Annotated in this window: 18 protein-coding genes and 3 pseudogenes; 8 read left to right on the forward strand and 13 right to left on the reverse strand. The window is 61.2% G+C overall.

What is annotated here, in order from left to right:
• Positions 1-343 precede the first annotated feature (343 nt).
• Together AAAK34_RS06695 and AAAK34_RS06700 are read right to left on the reverse strand one after the other, a co-directional pair.
• A complete protein-coding gene (locus AAAK34_RS06695; protein WP_231693489.1) occupies positions 344-820 on the reverse strand; it encodes a PaaI family thioesterase in 477 nt (158 codons plus the stop codon).
• On the reverse strand, positions 817-1,977 hold the full coding sequence (locus tag AAAK34_RS06700; protein ID WP_231693488.1) for an acyl-CoA dehydrogenase family protein: 1,161 nt from the start codon (positions 1,975-1,977) through the stop codon (positions 817-819). The genes AAAK34_RS06695 and AAAK34_RS06700 overlap by 4 nt, the downstream gene beginning before the upstream one ends.
• 128 nt (positions 1,978-2,105) lie before the next feature.
• Between AAAK34_RS06700 and AAAK34_RS06705 the strand changes: the two genes are divergently transcribed.
• The 3 genes and pseudogenes from AAAK34_RS06705 (at position 2,106) to AAAK34_RS06715 (ending at position 5,379) form a co-directional block, all read left to right on the forward strand.
• On the forward strand, positions 2,106-2,573 hold the full coding sequence (locus AAAK34_RS06705; protein WP_431777868.1) for a MarR family winged helix-turn-helix transcriptional regulator: 468 nt from the start codon (positions 2,106-2,108) through the stop codon (positions 2,571-2,573).
• Positions 2,574-2,733: 160 nt separating this feature from the next.
• Positions 2,734-3,672: pseudogene (locus AAAK34_RS06710) on the forward strand (tripartite tricarboxylate transporter substrate-binding protein).
• A gap of 72 nt (positions 3,673-3,744) precedes the next feature.
• Positions 3,745-5,379 carry a long-chain-fatty-acid--CoA ligase gene (locus tag AAAK34_RS06715; RefSeq protein ID WP_231693486.1) on the forward strand — a complete coding sequence of 545 codons (1,635 nt, stop codon included), beginning with the start codon at positions 3,745-3,747 and terminating at the stop codon, positions 5,377-5,379.
• 70 nt (positions 5,380-5,449) lie between these two features.
• On the opposite strand, the gene AAAK34_RS06720 is transcribed toward AAAK34_RS06715, so the two are convergent.
• Complete coding sequence (locus AAAK34_RS06720) at positions 5,450-5,896, reverse strand: hypothetical protein (RefSeq protein ID WP_231693485.1); 447 nt, start codon at positions 5,894-5,896, stop codon at positions 5,450-5,452.
• A 27-nt stretch (positions 5,897-5,923) separates the two neighbouring features.
• Positions 5,924-7,981: a UvrD-helicase domain-containing protein gene (locus AAAK34_RS06725; protein ID WP_231693484.1), complete on the reverse strand. Its 2,058-nt coding sequence runs from the start codon at positions 7,979-7,981 to the stop codon at positions 5,924-5,926.
• An 88-nt stretch (positions 7,982-8,069) separates the two neighbouring features.
• On the opposite strand from AAAK34_RS06725, the gene AAAK34_RS06730 reads away from it, so the two are divergent.
• Positions 8,070-9,044 carry an AEC family transporter gene (locus AAAK34_RS06730; protein WP_231693802.1) on the forward strand — a complete coding sequence of 325 codons (975 nt, stop codon included), beginning with the start codon at positions 8,070-8,072 and terminating at the stop codon, positions 9,042-9,044.
• A 31-nt stretch (positions 9,045-9,075) separates the two neighbouring features.
• On the opposite strand, the gene AAAK34_RS06735 is transcribed toward AAAK34_RS06730, so the two are convergent.
• The 9 genes and pseudogenes from AAAK34_RS06735 to AAAK34_RS06775 all read right to left on the reverse strand — a co-directional run bounded on the left by AAAK34_RS06735 (position 9,076) and on the right by AAAK34_RS06775 (position 18,014).
• Positions 9,076-9,468 (reverse strand): hypothetical protein, encoded by a 393-nt coding sequence (locus tag AAAK34_RS06735; RefSeq protein WP_231693483.1) that lies wholly within the window; start codon positions 9,466-9,468, stop codon positions 9,076-9,078.
• Positions 9,469-9,705: 237 nt separating this feature from the next.
• Positions 9,706-11,874, reverse strand: a complete 2,169-nt coding sequence (priA, locus tag AAAK34_RS06740; protein ID WP_431777869.1) for a replication restart helicase PriA — start codon at positions 11,872-11,874, stop codon at positions 9,706-9,708.
• Between the two features lie 445 nt (positions 11,875-12,319).
• Positions 12,320-13,426 carry a uroporphyrinogen decarboxylase gene (gene hemE, locus AAAK34_RS06745; RefSeq protein ID WP_231693481.1) on the reverse strand — a complete coding sequence of 369 codons (1,107 nt, stop codon included), beginning with the start codon at positions 13,424-13,426 and terminating at the stop codon, positions 12,320-12,322.
• 66 nt (positions 13,427-13,492) lie between these two features.
• A complete protein-coding gene (locus tag AAAK34_RS06750) occupies positions 13,493-13,813 on the reverse strand; it encodes a hypothetical protein (protein WP_231693480.1) in 321 nt (106 codons plus the stop codon).
• A gap of 127 nt (positions 13,814-13,940) precedes the next feature.
• Entirely contained in the window at positions 13,941-14,930 is a 990-nt protein-coding gene (locus tag AAAK34_RS06755; RefSeq protein ID WP_231693479.1) for an FAD:protein FMN transferase, read from the reverse strand.
• A complete protein-coding gene (locus AAAK34_RS06760) occupies positions 14,911-16,020 on the reverse strand; it encodes a flavodoxin domain-containing protein (protein ID WP_431777870.1) in 1,110 nt (369 codons plus the stop codon). The genes AAAK34_RS06755 and AAAK34_RS06760 overlap by 20 nt, the downstream gene beginning before the upstream one ends.
• Before the next feature lie 182 nt (positions 16,021-16,202).
• A pseudogene (locus tag AAAK34_RS06765) lies at positions 16,203-17,090 on the reverse strand (PepSY-associated TM helix domain-containing protein); the annotation flags it as partial.
• Between the two features lie 9 nt (positions 17,091-17,099).
• Complete coding sequence (locus AAAK34_RS06770) at positions 17,100-17,579, reverse strand: DUF2271 domain-containing protein (RefSeq protein ID WP_231693477.1); 480 nt, start codon at positions 17,577-17,579, stop codon at positions 17,100-17,102.
• A gap of 33 nt (positions 17,580-17,612) precedes the next feature.
• Positions 17,613-18,014 (reverse strand): PepSY domain-containing protein, encoded by a 402-nt coding sequence (locus AAAK34_RS06775; RefSeq protein WP_231693476.1) that lies wholly within the window; start codon positions 18,012-18,014, stop codon positions 17,613-17,615.
• Positions 18,015-18,199: 185 nt separating this feature from the next.
• Here AAAK34_RS06775 and AAAK34_RS06780 point away from each other — a divergent pair, with 185 nt between their 5' ends.
• The 4 genes and pseudogenes from AAAK34_RS06780 to AAAK34_RS06795 all read left to right on the forward strand — a co-directional run bounded on the left by AAAK34_RS06780 (position 18,200) and on the right by AAAK34_RS06795 (position 23,430).
• Positions 18,200-18,514, forward strand: a complete 315-nt coding sequence (locus AAAK34_RS06780; RefSeq protein WP_231693801.1) for a PepSY domain-containing protein — start codon at positions 18,200-18,202, stop codon at positions 18,512-18,514.
• 16 nt (positions 18,515-18,530) lie between these two features.
• Entirely contained in the window at positions 18,531-19,217 is a 687-nt protein-coding gene (locus AAAK34_RS06785; RefSeq protein ID WP_231693475.1) for a response regulator transcription factor, read from the forward strand.
• A gap of 53 nt (positions 19,218-19,270) precedes the next feature.
• A complete protein-coding gene (locus AAAK34_RS06790) occupies positions 19,271-20,662 on the forward strand; it encodes a sensor histidine kinase (protein WP_231693800.1) in 1,392 nt (463 codons plus the stop codon).
• 60 nt (positions 20,663-20,722) lie between these two features.
• Positions 20,723-23,430 (forward strand): annotated as a pseudogene (locus AAAK34_RS06795) (GNAT family N-acetyltransferase).
• The last annotated feature ends 18 nt before the right edge of the window (positions 23,431-23,448 follow it).

Here is a 23,448-nt window from a genome sequence, read left to right on the forward strand (position 1 = left end):
TTCGGGGCTATTCTGTTGAGAAGCTCGGAAGCTCCCAATTGCCGAACGCTAGCAGAGAAATCGACCTATCAGATCGTCCTATGTTCGACGAACCCATATACGGGAAGTGGTGGAGAGGCACCTCTGAAGACACAGCTCAAGGCAACGGTTGGGAGTTTTTCAACAGAATAGAGTCGATAGCTGCCGACCGTCAGCGCTGTCGCGAACGACTCGGCTCAGCCTGAAGCTGTGACCTACGTGGATAGATGTGAGGACTGCTTCCGGCCGTATGGGGACAGGCCACCTTCTTGATAGCTGGAAACTCAAGTCGAAATTCTCTTCGCGCAATTCTGGCCCACGCGGCCTACGTCATCACCACCAGCGTGGAGGCAGCAGTCGCCACCAGTCTGCCTGTACCCGCTTCCACCAGCCGAGCCTGCGTGAAGGCCATCGCCTTGCCGCAGCGGTCGACTACGCCTGTTGCCACGTAGTGGCCTTGCGGCGCGGGACGCAAGAAGGACGTACTGATGTTGGTCGTGGCACATGACCCGGAGGCCGGCAGACGAGCCATGGTGGCAAAGGCCATGGCAAAGTCCAGCATGGCCGAGATGGCACCGCCTTGCAATACCCCGGTGCCCTGAATGAACAGCGGCTGCGGATCAAAGCCGATTTCGACCTGCCCCTCCTGCGGGTCTACTGCGAGCAAGGTCGCGCCCAGTGCGATGGCCATGGGGTTGCTGTCGATGGGGAGGGGGTGGCCGCCTTGTTCGAGGAACCGATGGATCAGCACCTGATCGGGGTTGGCAAAACCTGACTTCGGCGTATTCGCTGCGCTGCTCATTCTGGCGCCTCGTCACAGATTTTGCGGGCGATGATCTCCTTCATGATTTCTGAGGTGCCCGCATAGATGCGCTCGATGCGCGCATCTACATAGGCGCGGGCAATCGGGTATTCCATCATGTAGCCGTAGCCGCCATGCAGCTGCAGGCACTCATCGACGACCCGGCCCAGCATTTCTGAATGCCACAGCTTGCCGGCGGACGCGCCTACGGCGTCCAGCTCACCGGCGAGGTGCCGGCTGATCAACTGGTCGCAATAGGCGCGTCCGGCCTGAAGCTCGGCGAATAGGCCCGCGAGTTTGAACCGGGTGTTCTGGAAGTCGGCCACGCGCTGGCCGAAAGCCTTCCGCTCGTTGACATAGCGGCGCGTGCCCTCAAAGGCAGCTTCTGCTCTTGATTGGCATTGCACCGATACCAGCAGACGCTCCTGCGCCAACTCCTGCATCAGGTAACGAAAGCCCTGATTCTCTTCGCCCAACAGGTGATCGTCCGGCACCCAGACATTGTCGAAGAACAGCTCTGCGGTGTCCTGGGCGTGCTGGCCGATTTTCTGCAGATTGCGACCGCGGGAAAAGCCCGGCATGTCGTCTGTGACCACCAATAGCGATACACCGCGAGCGCCTTTGTCGGGGTCCGTCTTGCAGGCCACCACAATCACGCTGGCATTGTGTCCGTTGGTGATGAAGGTCTTCTGGCCGTTGATTCGCCACCCGTCGCCATCGCGTACAGCGTGAGTCCGAACGGCTGCCAGGTCGGAGCCGGTGCCTGGCTCGGTCATGGCGATGGCGCCAATGTGATGTCCGGACACCATGCCGGGTAGAACCCGTTGCTTCAGGCTCTGACGACCATGATGCTCTATGTAGGGCGCAACGATCACAGAATGCAGCGAGAAACCAGGGCCGGTGGCTCCAATGCGGCTGAGTTCTTCGCAGACAATCAGGTCGCACAGCAAGTCGGCGCCGACCCCGCCTACCTCCTCTGGTAACCAGCAGCAGAGCAGACCATTTTCCCCGGCGCGTTGCCAGATCTCGCGAGGGACCTGGTGGGCGGATTCCCACTGGCTATGCGCAGGGGCGATCTCGCGTTCGCAAAAACGGCGGACCTGCTCGCGAAATGCGTGATGCTCCGGGGTGAAAAAGGGGCGCGATGGTGTCAACATGCTGGTGTCTCCTGGGTAGACTTTATGATGGGTGTATTTTCATCAACAAGGGTTGACAAATATAATCTGAATGATACGGTGCAGGGAAAGTTTTCTGCCATTTTTACTACCCATCGGCGGCTGCTTTCATGACTTCGCACAAGAATCTTCTCCGACATTTGTTGATGGCGCGCTCCAGCTGGATGGAGGAGCAGGTGACTGCGGCTGCCAGTCTGCATGGTTATCCGTATGTCACCACGGCGATGAATCGGCTGTTTGCTCATCTGGGTGGGCGCCCCATAGGGCTTTCGGAGCTGGCACGTCGGTTGTCTGTGTCTCGCCAGGCCGTGCACAAGTTGGCCAGCGAGGCTGAAAAGCTGGGGCTGGTGGAGTTCGTGCCTGACGAAAGCGACAAACGCGTGATGCTGCTGCGTTTCACGCAAAAGGGCTGGCGCATGTCTGAATCAGCTGCCGCCTCTTTTGTGAAAATGGAAGAGGAGCTTGCCCGGCACATTGGCAAGGAGAATGTGGAGGAGTTGCGGCGAATCCTGTCGCTGCCTTGGCCTTCGGCGGCGTCCAATGCAAGGCACAACTCCAGGAAAGTGCACTCGAACTAGGGGAAATCCTAGTCCATCAGGTCGCTTGCTCCATTGACAGACCGGCCATGTCAACTCCAGAATCATGATGTCAACCTAAATTGACAATTTTGAAAATAGCTGGAGGCAAGACATGGCGATTTCCCGCCGGAATTTCATCGGATCTACGGGTGTTGGCTTGATGGCCGGCACCCCATTGGCAGGCTGGGCGCAGGCAAGTGACACCGTGCGCATCTTTGTCGGGTTTCCGGCAGGCACTACGCCAGACATCCTGGCGCGCAAGGTGGCCGAAAAGTTGGTGACCAATGGCTACGCCCGCTCCGTCGTTGTGGAAAACAAGACAGGTGCAGGCGGCCAGCTGGCTGTCAGCGCCATGAAGGGGCTGCCTGCGGATGGCGCCAACTTGTTGCTGACACCTATGTCGATGCTCGGCGTTTATCCGTTCACGTACAAGAAGCTGCCCTACGCGCCGCTGACCGACGTGACCCCCGTCACCATGGGGGCCAGTTTTGATTAAGGTGTAGGCGTGGGTACGGCCGTGCCCGAGAGCGTGAAGGACATCCCTGGGTTGATTGCATGGTACAAGGCCAACCCGGGTAAGGCCAACATTGGCTCGTCTGCTACCGGATCTACACTGCACTTCACGGCGGTGATGATGGGGCGTGCAGCCGGAGTTCCGCTTGAACATATTGGCTACCGTGGTTCGCCGCCAGCCGTGACGGAGTTGATCGGTGGCACCTTGCCCGCTCTGTGCGCGCCGCTGGGCACCTTCACCCCTTTGATGACGCCGGGCAGCAAGGTGCGGCTTCTGGCAACATCAGGCGCCAAGCGAACGAGCTTTACGCCAAATGTGGCCACCCTGACCGAGCAAGGTTTCAAGGATCTCGTGTTCAACGAATGGTATGGCTTTTACCTGCCTGCCAAAGCATCTTCCGATCTGGTGATGCGCACCAATGCCGCTTTGCACCAGGCGCTGAAGGCGCCCGACGTGATCGAATCACTGCACAGCTTTGCCATGGAGTCGGCTCCCACCACGCCAGAGCAGTTGCATGCGGCGCTGGAGCGCGACACCAAGCTTTGGGGTCCTATTGTTAAGTCCATAGGTTTCACGGCAGCCTGATGCCGCCCGGCATCAGGCTGGCACAATGGGGGCTGCGTAAATTGGCTCGCTCGTGACTTAGGAACTTTTGGTATGACTCAACCTGGTTTGATGATGGATCGCCCGCTTCTGATCTCGGGCATCCTTACACACGGCGCTGCCCAGCATGGCAGCCAGGAGATCGTTTCACGCGACACCCACGGTGCGCTGGTGCGGCAAACTTACCGCGACACGGCACGGCGCGTGCGTCAGTTGGCCAACGCACTCAAGGCCCTTGGCCTGCACTCAGGCGATGTGGTCGCCTCCATCGCCTGGAACAACCACCGCCACCTTGAGGCGTACTACGCCGTCTCCGGCAGCGGCATGGTGATGCACACCTGCAATCCACGCCTGCATCCGCAACAGCTGATCTACATCCTGAATCACGCTGAGGATCAGGTTGTGCTGTTCGATACCACTTTCGCGCCTCTTGTTGCTGCCATTGCGCCGCACTGTCCAAAAGTGCGCGCATGGGTTTGCCTTAGTGACCGCGAGCACTGCGTATCCGTGTCCGGCCTTGAAACTGTGCTGTGCTACGAAGAGTTGCTCAATGCGCAACCTGATGACTTCACCTGGCCCGAGTTTGACGAAAAGTCGGGCGCGGTGCTTTGCTACACCTCAGGCACTACCGGGAACCCCAAGGGGGTTCTGTATTCTCACAGGGGCATTGTGCTCAACGCCACCACGTCCTGCCTGCCCGATGTGCTTTCTCTCGGAACGCGTGAATGCGTTCTGCCAGTCGTACCGATGTTTCACATCAACGCTTGGTGCATTCCGTATTCCGCGATGCTGTCAGGCGCGCGCTTGGTGCTTCCGGGGCCGCAGCTCGACGGCGCTAGCCTCCACAGCCTGATGGAGAGCGAGAAAGTTACCATCAGTGCCGGGGTGCCAACCATCTGGCTGGGCTTGCTGCAGTACGTGGACGCCCAGGGTTTGAAATTCTCGACCATGCGCCGCACCAGCGTGGGCGGCTCGGCCATGCCGCAGGCCATCATCGCGCGCTTCAATGATGATTACGGCGTTGAAGTGAGGCACGGTTGGGGTATGACCGAGACGACCGCCATTGCCACCTTGAGTAATCTGAGCGCGGCCGACCGCAGTTTGCCAGCCGCAGAGCAGTACGCCATCGTGGCACGGCAGGGCAAGGTGGTGTCGGGCATAGAGATCAAGGTGGTTGATGAGAACGGCAAGGAGTTGCCGCGCGACGGCACTTCTCAAGGGGAATTGATGGTCCGCGGTCAGTGGATCATCGAGCGCTACTTCAAGACCACGCAGAGCGCGCTGGTGGACGGCTGGTTCCCGACCGGGGACATTGCCACCATCGACGCCAACGGCGTGATGAATATTCGCGACCGTACCAAGGATGTCATCAAGAGCGGCGGTGAGTGGATCAGCTCCATTGATCTGGAAAATGCCGCCGTCGGGCACCCAGCGGTGGCTTCAGCCGCAGTCATCGGTGTCAAACACCCGAAATGGGACGAACGTCCGCTGCTGCTGATTGTGCGCAAACCCGACCAGGCGCTGGAGAAGGACGAGATTTTGGAGTTTTTGGAGAAGCGCGTGGTCAAGTGGTGGCTGCCCAATGAAGTCGTCTTTCTTGATGCCTTGCCCGTGGGCGGTACCGGCAAGGTGAAGAAAAGCGAACTTCGCCAGATGTATGGCGGCGTGTTCACAAGCGAAGCTTCTTAGCAGACACCGAACCCGAAGGCTGAATCAGACTGCCACTGACCCGGCATTGTCCGGGGTCGTGGCGATGTGCCTACCAGCCCGCTTCACGACGCAGCACGAACGGACTGCGAACGTCTTTTTCAACGTCGTGCCACTCACCGCGGATCTCTTTGCCGCAGGAGCCTTCCACTATTTTGCCGGTCCAGGTGGCTGTGATGCTGACGCGGTTGCTGGATTCGTCTAGGTTGAGTTCACCTTCCTCGATGTCGCCTGACGCAATGGACTCGGTGCTTCCGTAACGTAGCTCGCCGCGCAGGCTCTCGCTGAATTCGGGGTGCCGGCGCAAAGTCATTCGGCCTGTCTGTTTGGTGCCGGGCAGTTCAAAGCGCCATGCACCAAACAGGTGGTGGGATTGAAAGGCTTTAGGCGCCAGACATGCGCTGGCTGATTGAGCCTTTAATGGGTCCAGTGGTGGGGACTGGGCCATCGCCGTTGCGGCAATAATGCCAGTACCGATGAAGAGAATGGTCTTTCTCATGGGGTTATCCTAGAACCGTTTCTAGGGTTACGCCTTGGCGGCGGCCAATGCAGCCTGTTCTGCTGCTTTCTTGGCAAATTCGGCACGCAAGGCTTTCAGTTTTTCACGGGGGTCTTCACGCGCGGTGGCTTGATCGAGCGCCATTTCTGCAATAAACCTGCTGGGTTGTGCCGCAACAATCTCACGGCCCTTTTTGCGCCGACGGGTCCAACTGACCGCAAGTGTTTGCCGTGCGCGGGTAATACCCACATACATCAGGCGTCGCTCTTCTTCAATGCGCGCAGCGATGGCGGAGGCAGGGGCGTCTTCGTCTGTACGGAACGGCAAGAGCCCTTCATTGACACCGGCCAGTATCACGTGGGGCCATTCGAGACCCTTGGAGGCGTGTAGCGTGGAAAGCGTGACCATGTTCGGATCTTGGTCTCGTTCGCCCAGAGTGGAGATCAGAGTAATGGTTTGCGCCACTTCCAGCAAGTTCTTGCGTTCAGATCCGCCATTGGCTCCGGTCGCATCATCTATGCGCCCGCCGCAGCGCCCCGCCATCCAGTCGCAAAAATCGAGGACGTTGCTCCAGCGTGCTGCCGCGACCTTGTCACTTTCTTCAGCACCCTGGAGAAACTTCTCGTATTCGATTTCCTTGAGCCATTCCATCAGGAAAGCCTTGGCAGCCTCTTCACCTTCGGTCTGCTTGGCCCGATACTGGAGGTAGTTAACGTAGCGGCCAAACTCCCGCAGGCTACCCAAAGCCTTCGCCGAAACGATGCCTTCGAGCGAGCCTGAAAACAAGCCGCCAAACATGCTCAAACGATACTTGCTCGCAAGATCTCCAAGCTGAGCCAGAGTCTGATGTCCGATCCCGCGTTTTGGCGTTGTGATTGCGCGCATGAACGCAGGATCGTCGTCTTCGTTGATCCATAGTCGGAACCAGGCGCAGAGGTCCTTGATTTCCGCTTTATCGAAGAAGCTTTGCCCGCCGGATACTTTGTACGGTATCTGAGCCCGCCGCAACGCCTGCTCAAACACCCTGGCCTGGTGGTTGGCTCGGTAAAGAATGGCGAAGTCCCGCCATTCTTTCTGGACTGACGTGCTGCGCAAGCTCTGGATGCGGGCCACCGCTCGGTCGGCCTCGTGGGCTTCATGGTCGCAATCGACCACGCGCACGGGCTCTCCCTCTCCCAGTTCGGAGAAGAGCCGTTTCGGAAACAGCTTGGGATTGGGGCCGATGACGTTATTGGCGGCCCGCAAAATGGCGCTGGTGGAGCGGTAGTTCTGCTCCAGTTTGATGACTTTCAGTTGCGGAAAGTCGATGGGTAGCCGCTTGAGGTTGTCCAGGGTCGCGCCACGCCAGCCATAGATGCTCTGGTCATCGTCGCCCACGGCGGTGAAGTTGCCGGCACTGCCGACCAGCAGCTTCATGAGTTCGTACTGCGTGGCGTTGGTGTCCTGGTACTCATCTACCAAGACGTGGCCAAGGCGTTTTTGCCATCTTTGCGCCACTTCCGGGTGATTTTTCAGCATGCGCAGTGGCAGGCCAATGAGGTCGTCGAAGTCCACGCCTTGGTAGGCGATCAAACGCTCATGGTAGAGAGACATGAGGCGCGCTATTTCACGCTCGCCCTCATCTGTAGCCTGAGCCGCCGCTTGCTCCGGAGAAAGCCCCTCGTTCTTCCAGCGGCTGATGGTCCATTGCCACTGGCGAGCCGTGGCCGCGTCGGTGGTGGCGCCACAGTCTTTCAAGAGGCTGAGGCATTCGTCGCTGTCGAGAATGCTGAACTGCGATTTGAGTCCCAGGATGGAGCCCTCTTCACGCAACAGGCGCACGCCAAGGGCATGGAAGGTGCAGATCAGTACTTCGCCCGCTGCTTTGCCGATCAGATCTCGGGCGCGCTCGCGCATTTCGCTGGCGGCCTTGTTGGTGAAGGTGATCGCGGCCACACGCTTGGGCTCCAGCCCGGTTTGGATCATTCTGGCGATCTTCTGCGTGATGACGCGGGTTTTTCCCGATCCGGCCCCAGCCAATACCAAACAAGGCCCGCGCAAATGGTTTACGGCATCTTGTTGGGCGAGATTGAGGCGGTCGTGCATGCGTAGAGAGATGGCCCTGAAATGGGGCGCCGGGAGTCAGTGGAGAATCTTGCCCGATCATACCGATTGGACTTTCAACCAAAGCAACATGGGTGCATCTGCTCAAATATTCTCGGTCACACTGCCGTTCTTTGCCTTGGTGCTTTGTGGCTACCTTGCGGCGCGCTCGCGCTTGCTGCCACTCGATGCGGTGCCCGGGCTCAACATGTTCGTGCTGTACTTCGCGCTGCCTTGCATGTTGTTTCAATTTGGCAGTTCGACGCCACTGACCAAGTTGCTTGATCCCGTAATCTGTCTGTTGTGGCTTTCCGCTGCCCTCCTGATCGTCGCATTTTCCGCCTGGTTCACACGGCGGCGGGGTGGTCATTGGCCAGACGCGGCCATGGGCGCCCTGGTGGCGGCGTTTCCGAATTCCGGGTTCATGGGGGTGCCGCTGATTCTGGCGCTTTTGGGCGAAAGCGCACTGGGTCCGGTGATGTCGACCCTGCTGGTCGATCTGGTGGTAACCACGTCCTTGTGCATTGGTCTTTCCCAGTGGGGCGCTGCCGGTGAGCATGGGGCCCTCAAGGCTGCGGGGAGGGCGCTCAAGGGGGTGTTGCGCAATCCCATGCCATGGGCGATTTTGCTCGGCGCCCTGAGTGGCGTGGTGGGGTTGAGCCTCTGGGCGCCGATTGCCAAAACCGTGGGGTTGCTCGGGGATGCCGCCTCTCCTGTGGCCTTGTTCACCATTGGCGCGGTGCTCGCACGTTCGCAAATGCTTGCGGGGAACGGTCTGCCCGCTCAGCCGCCGTCTGATGCCGGAACGCTGGTCGTTTGCAAGCTGCTGATACACCCCTTGCTGATCTATGCGGGCGGCCTGCTGGCTCTGGGGGCGGGGTGGCTTGGCCCGGGTGCGCTCGTTCCGCTCGTTCTGACCGCAGCCCTGCCTTGCGCCAGCAACGTGTCGTTGCTGGCGGAGCGGTTTGGTGCAGACAATGGGCGGATTGCACGCATCATTCTCTGGTCTACGTGCGCGGCCTTTCTGACTTTTTCAGTGATTGCAGGGTTGTTTGCGTCTTATTGATCAGACCCCATGATGTTTGAATTCTCCGGGGTTACCTGCTCCGTTTCGGCGCTGCGGGTTCCGGCTGAGGCTTAAGTTCGATACGGGGGGCGTTGGCTAGCTCCGCCGGGGTCACCTGTGTCGTGCTTTCCTTGATCACGCCGCCACCTATGACGCTGCCAGAAGTCTGCCCTTGGCCGTTGACGCGCGCTTCACAATCTACTTTGTAGAACGCCGGCAGGTTGGCGCAACGCATGAGCGCGTTGGCCTGGGCCTGATCTGCCGTAACTGGCGCCAGTTGACTGCGGACGGAGGCGGCCCGGCGCTCTTTGGCCGCTGCCGCCTGATCCAGATTGGTCTGGCTGGGTGTGAGCGTTTGCGCCATAGCTGGCATCGACACGGCGCAGGCCATAGCCAGAACGGTTAAATATTTCTTGCAAGACATGATGAGTCCTTTCTGTGTTGGGCGGCACGGTGTGTGCGGCGTCTCTCGGTGTCTCTTTCTGGCGTACCAGGACACAACCACTGTAGGCCCTGTGTGGCATGTGTTTTGTCGGACGCCACCTTGTGGGGCCGTAGAAAAACCGCCCGGAAGGTGCAGTTGATCAGGGGACTTTCGTCGTTCGAAGTAGGTTGAACAGGATCTAAGCCGAACCCGATGAGTCGGGTGTGACGGAATTGGTCACACCGCCAGCGGATCGACGTCCATGATCCAGCGCACAATGCCCCGATGCTCGGGGGTGGTGCGCAAACGGTGCAGCAGGGGCTGGCAAGCCGCCAGAACGCGTTGCAATGCCGCACGTGAGGGACTCTCTATCATCATTTGCGCGCGCTCTACATTGGCTACACGCTGCACAGCCATGGGCACCGGCGGGTACCAGGTGGTGTGTTCGAAGGCAGCCTGCGTTTCGCTGCCGGTCGCCAGCGTGGTTTGCGCTTCGTGAGCAGCGGCCCGCAGAAAGGCCTGGGCCGCCTCCTGGCTGCGAGCATCCGCCCGCAAAAGCGCCAGATGCGCAAACGGAGGCAGCCCCGCTTGAGCGCGTTCGTTCAACTGGCTTTCAGCAAAGGCGGGGTAGTCGTGCACCTTGAGCGCTTCATACAGCGGATGCGTGGGGTGGTGGGTTTGTACCCACATTTCGCTGGCGGCTGCCACGGTGGCATCTCGACCGGCCCGGCCTGCCGCCTGCAGCAGCAAGGCAAAGAGGCGCTCAGGGGCTCGAAAATCGCTAGAAAATAAGGCCCCGTCGGGGTTAATGGCTGCCACCAGTGTCACGCGCCGAAAATCATGCCCCTTGGCGATCATTTGGGTGCCTACGAGCACATCGACCTCGCCGGCGTGTACCTGAGCCAGCTGGCTTTCCAGGCTACCCTTGCCGCGGGTGGAGTCTGCGTCGATGCGGGCAATTCGGGCCGGTGAGCCGTCTGGACGCAATGCCGAGGCCAGCAGTTCTGCGAGGTGTTCCTCCAATTGCTCGGTGCCTCGCCCGATGGTGCCGATGTCCAGGTTGCCGCAGGAAGGGCAGGCACGCGGCACGCGCTCTGTGAAGCCGCAGTGGTGGCAGCGCAGGGTTCGGTCGATTTTATGAAATACCCGATAAGCGCTGCAGTACGTGCATTCGCTTTTCCAGCCGCAGTCTGCGCAGTGAAGCACGGGCGCGTAGCCCCGGCGATTGAGCAGCAGCAGTGTTTGTTCGCCACGGGCCACGCGCTCGCCAATGGCGGTCAGCAGCGGCGGTGAAATCAGGGCGCCCCGGGGTTGACGGCTCATGTCGACCCGGCGCACACGCGGCAAACCTTGATCAGCGTTTTCAGCACCTATTCGTCGGGGCATGGCCAGTCTGACATAGCGGCCGTTGCCGCCCTCGGCAGTCGGGCGGCTTTGCTGCCAGCTCTCCAGGGAGGGGGTGGCAGAGCCCAGGATCACCTTGGCGCCCACCAGTTTCCCGCGGTAAACAGCAAGATCACGCGCTGAGTAGCGGGCGCCTTCCTGTTGTTTGTAGCTTGGGTCGTGCTCCTCATCTACCACGATGAGTGCCAGATCAGGCATGGAGGCGAGCACTGCCATGCGGGTGCCGAGCACGATGCGGGCATGTCCGGTGTGCGCTGCCAGCCACCCCGCCAGGCGCTGTGCCGAGGTCAGGCCGCTGTGCATGGAAACGACCATGGCTTTGCCAAAGCGTTCCACGAATCGGGCCTCCAGCTGCGGCGTGAGGTTGATCTCCGGCACCAACACCAGTACTTGCGCCCGTTCGTGCTGAGCCAACGCCTTTTCGGCGGCCCTCATGTAAATCTCGGTCTTGCCGCTTCCGGTGGTGCCAAACAGCAGGAAAGGGCCGTTTTCCTGCTCGATTCGGGTCAGGGCGAGGGTTTGGTCAGCGGAGAGGGTTTTCTGGGTGGCGGAGCCTTCAGCTTGGGCCGCTGGTTCCTGCTTGGCCTCGGATGGGGTGTGGGTGCCGGCATGCAGGCGCTTCAGTCGGCGCGCCATTTGCGTCGCGTTCAGGGTGCGTAACTGCGGTGGCAACGCTGCCAGCGCCACTTCACCCAGGGCTCGCTGGTAATAGCGTGCGGCAAAGCTGATCAAGGCGCGCCAATGTTCGTCCAGTGGAGGCAAACTTTCTGATGCGTTGCTGGCGGTTCCCGCTTGAGCGTCTCCCAGCAAGCCGGCAATGTCGCGAACGGTGGAAGAGATGGGTGGCTCGGGTTCTGGTTCGGCTCCCCAGACGACGCCCAGCACCTCTCGCTTGCCCAGGGGCACGCGTACCAGCGTGCCGGGTGGCAGTGGGACGGGGCTGCGGTAGGTGAGCGGCGCATAGATGCCGCTGTGCGCAGGTGCTGCAACTGCGACAGCCAACCAATGTGCGGGGTTTGTCAAGGTGCTCCAGTTTGTCAAGACGCTCCACTCAACATGCAGTTGGCGCCTTAAGTCCTTGTTTTAACTACGTTTTGAGAGTCATACCCAAAAACTGTGGATAACTTTGTTGAAAACTACTGGACTATGGCTCTAAAGCCTTGAGAATCAACGCTTCCATTAGCTTGCCTATCAAAAAAGCAGTCGATGTTTTTTATATAGATCAACAACTTACGATAACACAGTCGTTTGTACTAGAGTTGGTCACCATCCCTGGAACAAGCACGATATTTGTGCATAAGTAAAGCGAATGTACGTGCCTTTTTTTGTCTTTAGGCCAAAAAATGCTTGACTTGGCCGGATCGGCTGGCTATGAGCCTTTAACCTAGATTCGGATCTAGGTTAAATCCGGCAGGCTCTTTGGAAGCGCTCTTGGTCCGACGAGTGCTTAGCCGGCGCGCATCCGACGCGAGTGGGTGTGAACCTCGTCTACCAGGTGAGACACGTGCTCTGGAGGCGTAAACTGGCTGATGCCGTGGCCCAGGTTAAAGATATGAGTGGAGCCACGGGTGCTTGGGTCGGTATGGGGGGCGCCGAAGCTGTCCAGTACGTTCCTTACCTGCGCACGAATGCTGTCGGGCGGCGCAAAAAGTACATTGGGGTCAATGTTGCCTTGCAGCGCCTTGCCGCTGTCGCCTTCCGAAACAATGGCACGTGCTGTCTTCAGGTTCATCGTCCAATCCAGGCCCAGCACGTCGCAATCGAGGGCACGCATTTCGGGCAACCAAAGGCCTCCGCCTTTGGTGAAAACGATGCGCGGCACCACCGCTCCGTCGGGGCCGGTGCGCTTGAGTTGCGCGAGCACGCGGGTTGTGTAGGCGAGGCTGAAAGCCTGGAACGCGCCATCGGCCAGAACGCCGCCCCAACTGTCGAAGATCATCACGGCCTGCGCGCCGGCGTCGATCTGCAGGTTCAGGTACTGCGCTACGGCGTCGGCGTTGATGGCCAGGATCTTGTGCATCAGGTCCGGGCGGGCGTACATCAGCGTTTTGACGGCGCGGTAATCCTGGGAGCCGCCGCCTTCAACCATGTAGCAGGCCAGCGTCCAGGGGCTTCCTGAAAAACCGATCAGAGGTACGCGGCCGTTGAGGGCCTTGCGGATGGAGGTGACGGCGTCGAATACGTAGCGGAGCTTGTCCATGTCGGGCACCGCCAGCTGCGCTACGGCCGCTTCGTCGCGCACCGTATGCTGGAATTTTGGGCCTTCACCCTGTGCAAAGGAAAGGCCCAGGCCCATGGCGTCTGGCACCGTGAGAATGTCGGAGAACAGAATGGCGGCATCCAGCGGATAACGTGCCAGTGGTTGGAGTGTGACCTCGGTGGCGTAGTCGACATTGGTGGCCAACCCCATGAAGCTGCCCGCCTTGGCGCGCGTGGCGCAGTATTCAGGCAGATAGCGCCCCGCCTGGCGCATGAGCCAGACGGGAGTGTGGGAGGTGTCCTGGCCAAGGCAGGCGCGCAAGAAGGTGTCGTTTTGCAAAGGGGCGAAGCTCATGGGCCGACATTGTCTCAGTCTTGGCGACCCTGGGGTATTCTGGGGCTTGTCGGCCTCGAATAAGAGTCAGATTTCCGATGGCGAACCCGCTACCCAGCGCAAGCCTTTGCCGTGGCTGTAGTAATAATCCCCCTGCGGACTGATGACGACGGCGCGGCATTCCACAGGATCGGAGAAGTACCGCCACCCGGAGGCACGGTGCGGTGAGCTTGCACTGTTGGTAATCTCCTGCATGCCCTGGCCGCGACCGAGGATGCAGCGGGTGCTTTGCGCTTGCTCACGTACGCGTTGGCGGTCGTTGCCTTGGTCACGATCTGTGGCGAGTACCGGTGCGCTCAGGACAGCCGCCAACATTCCGATCGCGGCGAGCGAGATGGTTGAATGCATGATGATCTCCTTTTCCAGTAATGGCAGTCTGAAGTGACTGTGCTGACAGTTTGCGCGGAGAGTGGTGAACCCCTGCTGAACGGGAAATTCATGGAGCGTTCACGCAGTGCGCTGGCTTAACTCTGATTCAGTTTAGTTCCTGGGGCACATCGGTGCTTGGGAATTTGCCAGCAAACCGCCCAAGCCCGAGCGTCACCAGTCCGCCGCCGCGGCGCAGCAGCCACAGTGCTTCCAGCCCCATCCGCTGGGCCAGCGCCAAGCCTTCACCGGGGCCGGCGACGAGGAGGGCCGTGGCCCAGGCGTCGGCGTGCATGCAGGTTCGTGCCAGGACCGTGACCGACGCCACCTCGTTGCGCACGGGCGCGAAGGTGCGAGCATCCATGGTGTGTGACAGGCGCACGTTGCCCACCTCCAGGTACCTCCGGTAGTCGCCTGATGTGGCTACCGCGAGGTCCTGCAACTCAACCACGCTGTGTACGGCACGGCGCCCTGCGTCGGGCCTTTCCAGGGCCACGGCCCACGGCTGGCCGCTGGATTGGGTACCCAGGGCGCGCAGTTCACCGTCCAGTGCCACCAGAGCGCTACTAACTCCCTGTTGCTCCAGGACAGAAGTCATGCGATCGACGGCATAGCCCTTGGCAATGCCGCATAGGTCTAGCTGCAACGGCGCATGTTTGCGGGCTCGGCCTGCGGTGAGGTCGAGTTCCAGGGCGTCGTACGTTGGCGGTCGTGCGACCTCAGTGGCGGCGCGAATCGCTGTTGCATCAGGTGTGTCGCGCACCGGGCCAAATCCCCAGGCGTCGACCAGAGAGCCCATGGCGGGGTCGAATGCGCCGTGGCTCAGCCGGCAGATGTCCAGGGCGCATTTCAATACTTCCAGAATCTGAGGCGGCAGGGGTAGCCAAGGGCCGGGTGAAGCGTGGTTAAGGCGGTTCAGGTCGCTTTGAGGCAGCCATGGCGACATTTGCGTGTCCACCTCCTGCACGGCAGAGGCCAGGACCAGTTGCAGTGATTGGACGTCCGTCACCTGCGCGGCGTCGCAGGTGACGGACCAGCGCGTGCCCATGGTCGGACCGTGCAGCGTCAAGCGCTGAGTGTCAGAACAGGTCTTCAGCATATCGTTCCCGCTTTTTAAGTTGGTCCACGCTCAGCCCGACGCTGGCCAAGATGTCGTTCAGCGCCTGTGCCACCCCCTGGGCCATGGCACGGCTGCCGCATACCCGCACGATGGCGCCATTTGCCACCAGGTCGCGCACGCGGGCTCCGTCGCGGCGCAGGGCTTCTTGTACATAGCCGCCGCCATCAGGGATGCGCGAGAACGTCGTGTGCAGACCGCTCAGGCGGCCTTCCGATTGCCATGCTTGCAGTTCCTGGCCGAAGTAGAGGTCTCGTGCCGGGTCGCGCGCACCGTAGTACAGGTGCATTGGCCTGTGCGCATTGCCCCTAATGAACCCAGCCAGTGGTGCCACGCCTGTGCCGGCGCCAATCAGCAGGACCGGTTTTCGTGATCCTGAAAGCACAAAGCTGGGGTTGGGGCGAATGAAGGCCTGAACGCTGTCGCCAGGCTGCAGGCCGTGGAGGTAGGTAGAGCACGCTCCGCCGGGCATGTGGCGCACGCAGATCTCCACGAAGCCATCGCGGGAGCCCGAGGCCAGGGAGTAATAGCGCGGCACTGCGTGCGCACCGGGTGGCACGATGCCGAGCAGGTCGCCCGCGACAAATCGCTGCAGGCCACGATCGGGCAAGGCGAAGCGCAGGATGACGGCGGGTTCGCCCGCGCCACCGGGGAAGTCCTGCCGTGCGATCAGCGTGAGAGCCGATGTGCGCGGTATGCGGGGTTGGTAGGTCAAGTCGAGGGTCTGCCCCAGTGTTTGCGCAAGTGTCTGTCCCCAGCGAGAGAACTCTTGCGCTGATTGCTGGTGGATGCGCTCCAGTGGCAGTAGCGAATGCCAGCCTTGGCGGCCCAGTGCCTGTTCCAGTACCTCGGCAAAGGCACAGAAGGCGGGGAACTGCCGATCACCAAAGCCTAAGACAGCCACTTTGGCGTCTGTGACGGGTTGGCGTGCGATAGCGTCCAGTGCTCGCGTGGCGTGGGCGGGCGCCTGACCCTCGCCATACGTGGCGGCCAGCACGAAGACGTGGGTGGCGTCTGCTGGCACGCGCCAGTGCTCCAGCGACGTGGTGTGCACGCGATGGCCTGCCGCCACCAGTGCGTTGTGCAGGGCTTGCGCAAAGCCCCAGGTGCTACCCCCTCGCTGGCAACGAAGATCAGGTGGTCGGCCTGCGTCAGCGGGCTGTTGTTGTCAATGACGGGGCGGCTGCGGCGGGCTTGCCACCAGATCATCAGGCCCGTTGCCCAGAACAGCGGAATGCTGGCGCCCATGGCGCCCAGCGCCAACGCCCAGATCCAGGCGCCCTCGCCAGTGTGCAGAAGGCGCGCCCAGTCGTACACGCGCTGCGCAGTCGTGGCGTCCTGCCAGGCCAGCGTCTGGCCGCTGTAGCGGTCCACCCAGCCCTGGCCCTGCGTGGTGGTCACGCGCCAGGTGTCAAGCGGATCGTCGGCGGCGGGAAAATTGAGCTTGCGTAGTTCTCCGAGGTTCAGGTTTTGAAGCAGCGGAAGTTGATTTGGGGCCAGGGTTGGTCCATTATTTTGAACCGATGCCACGTCGGGCTCGGCTCCAGCCTCAAGCTGCACGAACCCGAAGGTGGCAGCATTCATGTAGAGCGCTGCCGCAGCGGACAAGGCAAGAATCAGCAGCACCACTCGACCGGCCAGGACGTGCAGGCGTTGCATGAGCGTGCCGCGCACCGGTCCGGCCAGCTGTCGCCAGCCGCCCATGCGCCGCAGCATCAGCACAAGACCAGACACGGAGAGTGCCAGCATGGAGAGGGCTACCACCGCAGCAGTCACGCGCCCCGGGTCGTCTAGTAGCAGGGCGCGATGCAGGTTCTTGATCCAACGCGGCATCACGGACGGTTCGTAGATTCCCAGCACATGGCCGTCTGCCGGGTCTACGCGCAGCGCTTGCACCTGATCGCCGTTGAAGGCATGAACCACCACAACACCCGAGGGCAGGCGGCGTATCTCATCGGCCCCCGGTGTGCTGGCTTGCACGCGCTCCACCAAAGTGGCAACCGGTAAATCCGGCGCAGCCGGTGTCGATTGCCACGCATTGCGCAGCGGATCAAGGGCTAGCAACGTTCCCGTGATGCCCAGCACCACGGCAAGCGTGCCCGCCACCAGACCCAGCCAGCGATGAACCAGTCGCCAAATCATGTGGACCTCTTACTGCAGTTGATAGGTGAATGACTGGATGTATTGCTTGCCGGCTTGCGGCTTGCCTGCCTGAGTGGAAGATAGCGGTACGCGGATCTCGGAAGGGCTGTCGCGCATGTCTTCCGCAGCGGCGTCGATGCGGATTTCGTAGCCTGCGTTGATCAGCGCGTCTGCCAGATCAGCCGTGACTTTGAGGGTGCGGCCAGCGCCCACACTGGCGCCTGTCACACCCTGGACGCGATTGGCGTCGCTGGCCGAAAGGCGTTTCCAGTCTGCCAGATGCTTGTAATACTTGGCCTTGCCGCCCGCCACCCACAGCGTGCCAGCGTAGGCGCCTTTCGCATCGGTGACGTAGATGGCAAGGTAGGCGCCGTCGCCCCCGTAGTTCTTGAGTTGGGTCGTGAGCGTGACCTGACGGCTGTGCGCCAGTGCCGGAACAGTCAGTGCGCAAGCTGCAGCGATGGCGGTCAATAGAGGTTTTGTGGACATGGTTGATCTCCGATGTGCAGGGAATGATTGGACCTACTCGACTTGACCGCGCGGCGTGGTGCCGGGAGTGAGCACGGGGTTCGGGGGCGGGGTGATCGAGGGCGTAGTGCCTTGGCTCTTGGTGGAGTCGGACTCACGGCGGCGTTTGCGCTCGTGATCGTCATCGTCGTCACGTAGTTTCATCTTCACCACTTGCAGGGTCTGAGGGTCCAGCTTGGCTTTGAAGGCGCGGCCCTTGTCGTCGCGGCCGCGTATTTCATAGCAGCCGTCATCGATCTTGATCCGTTGCACCTGCCAGCCCTGACGGTTGGCGTGCTGCAGAACCGCGTCGCGCGATTGCCATTGTTTTGCTGGCACTTCGCAGTCATCGTCTGCAAGTGCAGGAGCGGACGCCAGGGCCACGCACAGGGCGAGGAAGAAGGGAGTTTGTTTCATGGAAAATTTCCTCCGGTGAGATAGATGCAAAGATGAACGACAAACATGAGTGATGTGATGCCCCGGCTTGTTCATGCTGATGTATGTTCCAGGGCTGACCACAATTTTGTAAAAGTCCACATGAATTCATGCTGAAGGCGGCGTTCATCTGCCGTTCATCTGTGTGCGCCTATAAACGTTCCATCATGAGGAAAATCCGTCGCTTTGTTGCTCTACTGTTCTTGGCCTTGGGAGTCGCTGCGGGCGGTTTGCTGAATGCTGATGACCGTGGCGACCATGAACTGGCACGCCAGGCGCTGGAACGCGGTCAGGTGTTGCCGTTGCGCACCGTGCTTGACAAAATAGAGCGCGAGTATCAGGGCCAGGTCCTCAAGGTGGAGTTCGAGGAAGACGATGGGCGTTTCTTCTATGAGATCCGCTTGTTGCAGAAAGACGGCCGCATGGCCAAACTTGAGGTCGACGCCGCCGACGGTCGGGTGCTGAAGGTAAAACGCAAATAAGGCGACAAGAATAGGCATGCGCATACTCGTAGTTGAAGACGAACCCACGCTATGTGCGCAGTTGGTAGAGGCCATTGCCGCGGCCGGCCACACCGTGGAGTCCGCCACAGACGGCGCACAAGCGCACTACCTTGGCGAGGTGGAAGAGTTCGATGCCGTGGTGCTTGATCTTGGTCTGCCAGTGCTCGACGGACTGTCGGTGCTGCGACGCTGGCGCGCAGCGGGGCGCAACATGCCGGTGCTCATTCTCACTGCCCGCAGCGCCTGGCACGAAAAAGTGGCGGGCATGGACGCGGGCGCCGATGACTACCTGGCCAAGCCCTTTCACATGGAGGAGTTGCTGGCCCGCCTGCGCGCATTGCTTCGCCGACTGGGTGAACACGCCACCGCACAGTGGCAGTGCGGCCCGATCTGGCTGGACACGCGTCAGGCGCGTGTGCTGGTCGACGGGCTGCCGCTCACTCTCACCAGCCACGAGTTCAAGCTGTTGTCGCTCCTCATGCAGCGCAAGGGGCAGGTGCTTTCGCGGACGGAGTTGTCAGAGCACATTTATCCACACGACAGTGACCGTGACTCCAACACCATAGAAGTTTTTGTGGGTCGTCTGCGCAAGAAGCTGCCGCCGGGCTGCATAGAGACCGTGCGTGGTCTGGGTTACCGGCTGGTGGAAGAGGGTGCGTCAGCGGTCGGCACGCCAGCATGAGCGCAGAGCAGGGTGGGTCCCAGGAAACCCGCGTTCCTTCCGGGGGTGGTGCCATGCGGTCAGGAAAAGCGAACGGTGGTTCGCTGAGACTACGCCTGCTGGCGGGTACGCTGGCCTGGATGCTGCTCAGCATCGTGCTTGCTGGCTGGGCACTGCGCACGCTGTTCCAGGAACATATCACCCAACAGTTGCAGGCGCAACTGGTAACGCAATTGGATCAGCTCAGTGCAGTCGTGGACTGGTCGCCGCAGAGCACTCCCGTCGTGGCACCCGCTCCGGCAGATCCGCGTTTGGCGCAGCCGTTGTCGGGCCTTTACTGGCAGATCGACCGTTTGGGCGCCGCGCCAGAGACCGCCGTCGCGCGATCACGTTCGCTATGGGATCAGGTGCTGGCGCTTCCGCCCGATTCCGGCGCTTACCCCGCGGGTGGTCACCGCGTGCTGCAAATACGCGACGCGCAGAATCACACGCTCCTGATTGTGGCGCGCACACTGCAATTGCCTGAAGACACGGCACCGCCGCTTCGCTTGTCCGTGGCAGGTGACAAGGAACTGTTGGCCGAGCCTCTGCAGCGCTTTACTCGCTTGTTGCTGATCGCGCTGGGCATGCTGGCCGCAGCCATGGCGGTGGCGGTGGCGGTGCAGCTGCAACTGGCCCTGCGTCCGTTCAGGTTGCTACGCGCGCGTCTGGCGGCTGTGCGCAGTGGTGACGCTGTGCAGATTGAAGGGAGTTTTCCGCGGGAGTTGCAGCCCCTGGTCAGCGAGTTCAACCACTTGCTGACCGAAAACGCCGACATGGTTCAGCGTGCCCGCACCGAAGCAGGCAACCTGGCGCACGCGGTCAATACGCCGTTGTCCGTTCTAGCCAATGCCGCCGCGCAGGGCAGTGGTCCCTTGGCGCAGCTGGTACAAGAACAGGTGGGCAGCGCACGCCGTCAGGTGGGCTACCACCTCGCGCGAGCCCGCGCAGCCGCTGCGGTGCGCGCCACCGGACTGCGCACACCGGTGCTGGCGCCGGTTCAGGCGCTGCTGCGCACCATGCAACGCCTGCATGTCGACCGGTCGATCGAGTTCGAGCTTGCGCCCCAGGCGCAGGAAGGTGGGTTTCGCGGTGAAGAGCAGGATCTATACGAGCTCCTGGGCAACCTGATCGACAACGCCGGGAAGTGGGCGCGTTCCCGTGTTGTGGTGAATGTGCAACGCGAGGCGGGGCAGCTATGCATTGACGTGGACGACGATGGCCCTGGTATTCCAGAGGCGTTGCGCGGGCGCATGTTCGAGCGCGGGATCAGGCTGGATGAGCAACGCCCGGGTTTCGGGCTGGGGCTGGACATCGTGCGTGCGCTGGTGCAGACCTACGGCGGCAGCGTACAGGCCCTGGCCTCTCCCATGGGGGGCGCACGACTGCGCCTGTACCTGCCCTCGTCGGATGACGATGCGTCCTGACGTGTTGACGTGTTGAGGGCGCACAATTAGATATTCATCCCGGAATCTTTGAACGCCACCATGGAACAGCATTACCTCAGTCCACTTTTCGATCCCGAGTCGGTGGTTGTGTTCGCGGAGCAGGCGGGGGATGCAGCAAATGCGTCCTTGTCCTTGCATGCACGAGCCTTGCTGGAGGGATTCAGGGCGCAGGCGTTCAAGGGAACCGTCACTGAACTCAGCACGCACACGACCGGCACACTCGGCGAACTGGCGCAGGCGCGTGCGGATCTGGCGATCATCGCTCTGCCGCCCGAGGAGGTCATGGCCGCGTTGGAACTGGCTGGCCGCATCAAGTGCAAGGCAGCGTTGGTGCTGTCGGCTGGAATAGGCGCAGCTCAGGCTGCCGAGATGGCGCGTACCGCGAGGCGCCACGGGGTGATGTTGCTTGGCCCCAATAGCCAAGGCTTTCAGCGCCCCGCGCAGCTTCTGAATGCCAGCACCCTCGGGCCACTCGCAAAGTCGGGTCCGCTGGCGCTGGTGTCCCAATCTGGCGCGCTGACCGCTTCCATTCTCGATTGGGCTCGCCAGAACAAGGTTGGTTTTTCCAGCGTGGTGTCGGTAGGGCCGCACAGTGTGCTGCGCATAGCTGATGTGCTGGATTTCCTGGCGAGTGATCGGCACACTCACGCCATCGTGGTTTACTTGGAGGGCATCACCAATGCTCGCCGTTTCATGAGCGCTTTGCGCGCCGCAGCCATCAGTAAACCGGTGGTGATTCTCAAGTCCGGGCGAAAGTTGGCTGGCAACGCGGCAGCGCAAACGCACTCCGGGTCCATCGTCGGCAGCGACGCGGTGTTCGACGCGGCGCTGCGCCGCGCGGGCGCTGTGCGGGTACGCTCGTTTGTCGAGCTTTTCTCGGCAGCCAAATGCCTGGCTTCGCGCTATCGGCCGGTGGGAAAGCGGCTGGCCATTGTCACCAACGGCGGCGGGCCTGGCGTATTGGCGGCCGATTGGGTGAGCGAGATCGGTTTGGAGTTGGGCGTGCTCTCTGCGGAAAAGGCGCGGGCGCTGGTTCCCAAGCTGCCAGCCCATGCATCGCTGGCCGATTTGATCGACGTCTCCGAAGACGCGCTGCCCGAGCACTATCGCGCTGCCCTGGAGGCGGCAGCTAGCGACAAGGGGATTGATGGCGTGCTGGTGATTTATTCACCCAAGTTCGGAGGTGATGCGCAGGCCATTGCCGATGTCTTGATTCAGGCAAGGCCCAAGTTGTCCAAGCCACTGGTCAGCTGCTGGATGGGGGATGCATCGGTGGGCCCCGCACGGGCGCAGATGGCCGAAGCGCAGATTCCAACTTACCGCACTCCCGAGGCTGCGGTCGGCGCCTTCGGCAATATCGCCAGTTTCTACCAGAATCAGCAGCTTCTGCAGCAAACCCCGCCTCCGCTGACTCAGTTGGCGGCTCCCGATGTGGAGGGGGCTCGGCTTCTGATCGAGAGCGTGCTGGCAGAGCGGCGCCAGACACTGACGGAAATGGAGTCAAAGTCGCTGCTGGCTGCTTTTCATATTCCAGTCACGACCACCATCTTGGCACGCACGCCTGGTGAAGCCATGATGATCGCTGCCCAGCAGGGCTTTCCGGTGGCGCTGAAAATCGATTCTCCCGACATCAGCCACAAGAGCGACGTGGGCGGTGTGGCGCTGAACGTGATGAATGCCACCGCAGTGCGTGATGTCTATCAGGACATGACGGCCGCCGTTGCCCGCTCCCGACCCGAGGCGCGCATCAACGGCGTCACCGTGCAGGCCATGGCGAAGATGCAGCGAGGCCGTGAGCTTTATATCGGTGTCGTCACTGACGACCCGTTCGGCCCGGTGATTGCGTTTGGGTCCGGTGGCACCATGATTGAGCTGATGGGGGGCAGTGCCATGGAGTTGCCCCCGCTCAACCAGTTTCTGGCGCATCGGCTGATCGAGCGTGCGCGTGTGGCCGAGACGCTGGGAGAGTGGCGCGGCGCACCGGCCATCAACATGCAGGCGCTGGAACAAGTACTGCTGCGTGTGTCCGAAATGGTGTGCGAGTTGCCGCAGCTGCGCGAGATGGACATCAACCCCATCATTGTCGATGAGCATGGCGCGGTGGCAGTGGATGCGCGTATTGTCGTCGGCCATGCGGCTCCGGCCATTGGCACCAGCTCCAGCACGCATGGGCGCAACTACGGTCATCTGGCGATCCTGCCGTACCCGGCGCGCTACGAGCAAATCTGGCCGCTGCGCGGGGTGGCGAGTACACGGTGCGACCGATCCGACCCGGGGATGCGCAGATGCTCCAGGATATGACCAAGCGCCTCTCGCCAGAGAGCCGTTACTTCCGCTTCGTCTCCAGCATGGCGGAGCTACCTTCCGGCATGCTCTCGCGCTTCACCCTGATCGACTACGACCGCGAGATGGCGCTTTGCGCCGTCATCAAGGAGGAAATACCGGGTGAGGACGGTGATCCGGTGATGAGTGAGCGATTTATTGCCGTTTCGCGCTACGTCACCAATCCAGACCACACCAGTTGTGAATTTTCTCTGGTGGTGGATGACGCGTTTGCCGGTCAGGGCTTGGGTACACGCATGATGCACAGCATCATGGAGGCGGCGCGCGACAAGGGTTTGCAGGAAATCATCGGCCTCGTGCTGACTCGCAACGGCGCCATGCTCAAGCTCATGCAAAGTCTGGGTTTTACCATCAAGGCTTACCCCGAAGACCCGGATTTCAGGCTCGTATCGCACGCGCTGTAAATGCAGGCCCCTGAGAGC

The organism is Ottowia caeni (assembly GCF_050821495.1).
Lineage (GTDB): Bacteria > Pseudomonadota > Gammaproteobacteria > Burkholderiales > Burkholderiaceae_C > Ottowia > Ottowia caeni.

What these genes read in the sequence shown, in the direction of transcription:
- AAAK34_RS06695 (WP_231693489.1), bottom strand. Translation starts at nt 820, where the DNA reads ATGAGCAGCGCAGCGAATACGCCGAAGTCAGGTTTTGCCAACCCCGAT.
- AAAK34_RS06700 (WP_231693488.1), bottom strand. Translation starts at nt 1,977, where the DNA reads ATGTTGACACCATCGCGCCCCTTTTTCACCCCGGAGCATCACGCATTT.
- AAAK34_RS06705 (WP_431777868.1), top strand. Translation starts at nt 2,106, where the DNA reads ATGACTTCGCACAAGAATCTTCTCCGACATTTGTTGATGGCGCGCTCC.
- AAAK34_RS06715 (WP_231693486.1), top strand. Translation starts at nt 3,745, where the DNA reads ATGACTCAACCTGGTTTGATGATGGATCGCCCGCTTCTGATCTCGGGC.
- AAAK34_RS06720 (WP_231693485.1), bottom strand. Translation starts at nt 5,896, where the DNA reads ATGAGAAAGACCATTCTCTTCATCGGTACTGGCATTATTGCCGCAACG.
- AAAK34_RS06725 (WP_231693484.1), bottom strand. Translation starts at nt 7,981, where the DNA reads ATGCACGACCGCCTCAATCTCGCCCAACAAGATGCCGTAAACCATTTG.
- AAAK34_RS06730 (WP_231693802.1), top strand. Translation starts at nt 8,070, where the DNA reads ATGGGTGCATCTGCTCAAATATTCTCGGTCACACTGCCGTTCTTTGCC.
- AAAK34_RS06735 (WP_231693483.1), bottom strand. Translation starts at nt 9,468, where the DNA reads ATGTCTTGCAAGAAATATTTAACCGTTCTGGCTATGGCCTGCGCCGTG.
- hemE (WP_231693481.1), bottom strand. Translation starts at nt 13,426, where the DNA reads ATGAGCTTCGCCCCTTTGCAAAACGACACCTTCTTGCGCGCCTGCCTT.
- AAAK34_RS06750 (WP_231693480.1), bottom strand. Translation starts at nt 13,813, where the DNA reads ATGCATTCAACCATCTCGCTCGCCGCGATCGGAATGTTGGCGGCTGTC.
- AAAK34_RS06755 (WP_231693479.1), bottom strand. Translation starts at nt 14,930, where the DNA reads ATGCTGAAGACCTGTTCTGACACTCAGCGCTTGACGCTGCACGGTCCG.
- AAAK34_RS06770 (WP_231693477.1), bottom strand. Translation starts at nt 17,579, where the DNA reads ATGTCCACAAAACCTCTATTGACCGCCATCGCTGCAGCTTGCGCACTG.
- AAAK34_RS06775 (WP_231693476.1), bottom strand. Translation starts at nt 18,014, where the DNA reads ATGAAACAAACTCCCTTCTTCCTCGCCCTGTGCGTGGCCCTGGCGTCC.
- AAAK34_RS06780 (WP_231693801.1), top strand. Translation starts at nt 18,200, where the DNA reads ATGAGGAAAATCCGTCGCTTTGTTGCTCTACTGTTCTTGGCCTTGGGA.
- AAAK34_RS06785 (WP_231693475.1), top strand. Translation starts at nt 18,531, where the DNA reads ATGCGCATACTCGTAGTTGAAGACGAACCCACGCTATGTGCGCAGTTG.
- AAAK34_RS06790 (WP_231693800.1), top strand. Translation starts at nt 19,271, where the DNA reads ATGCGGTCAGGAAAAGCGAACGGTGGTTCGCTGAGACTACGCCTGCTG.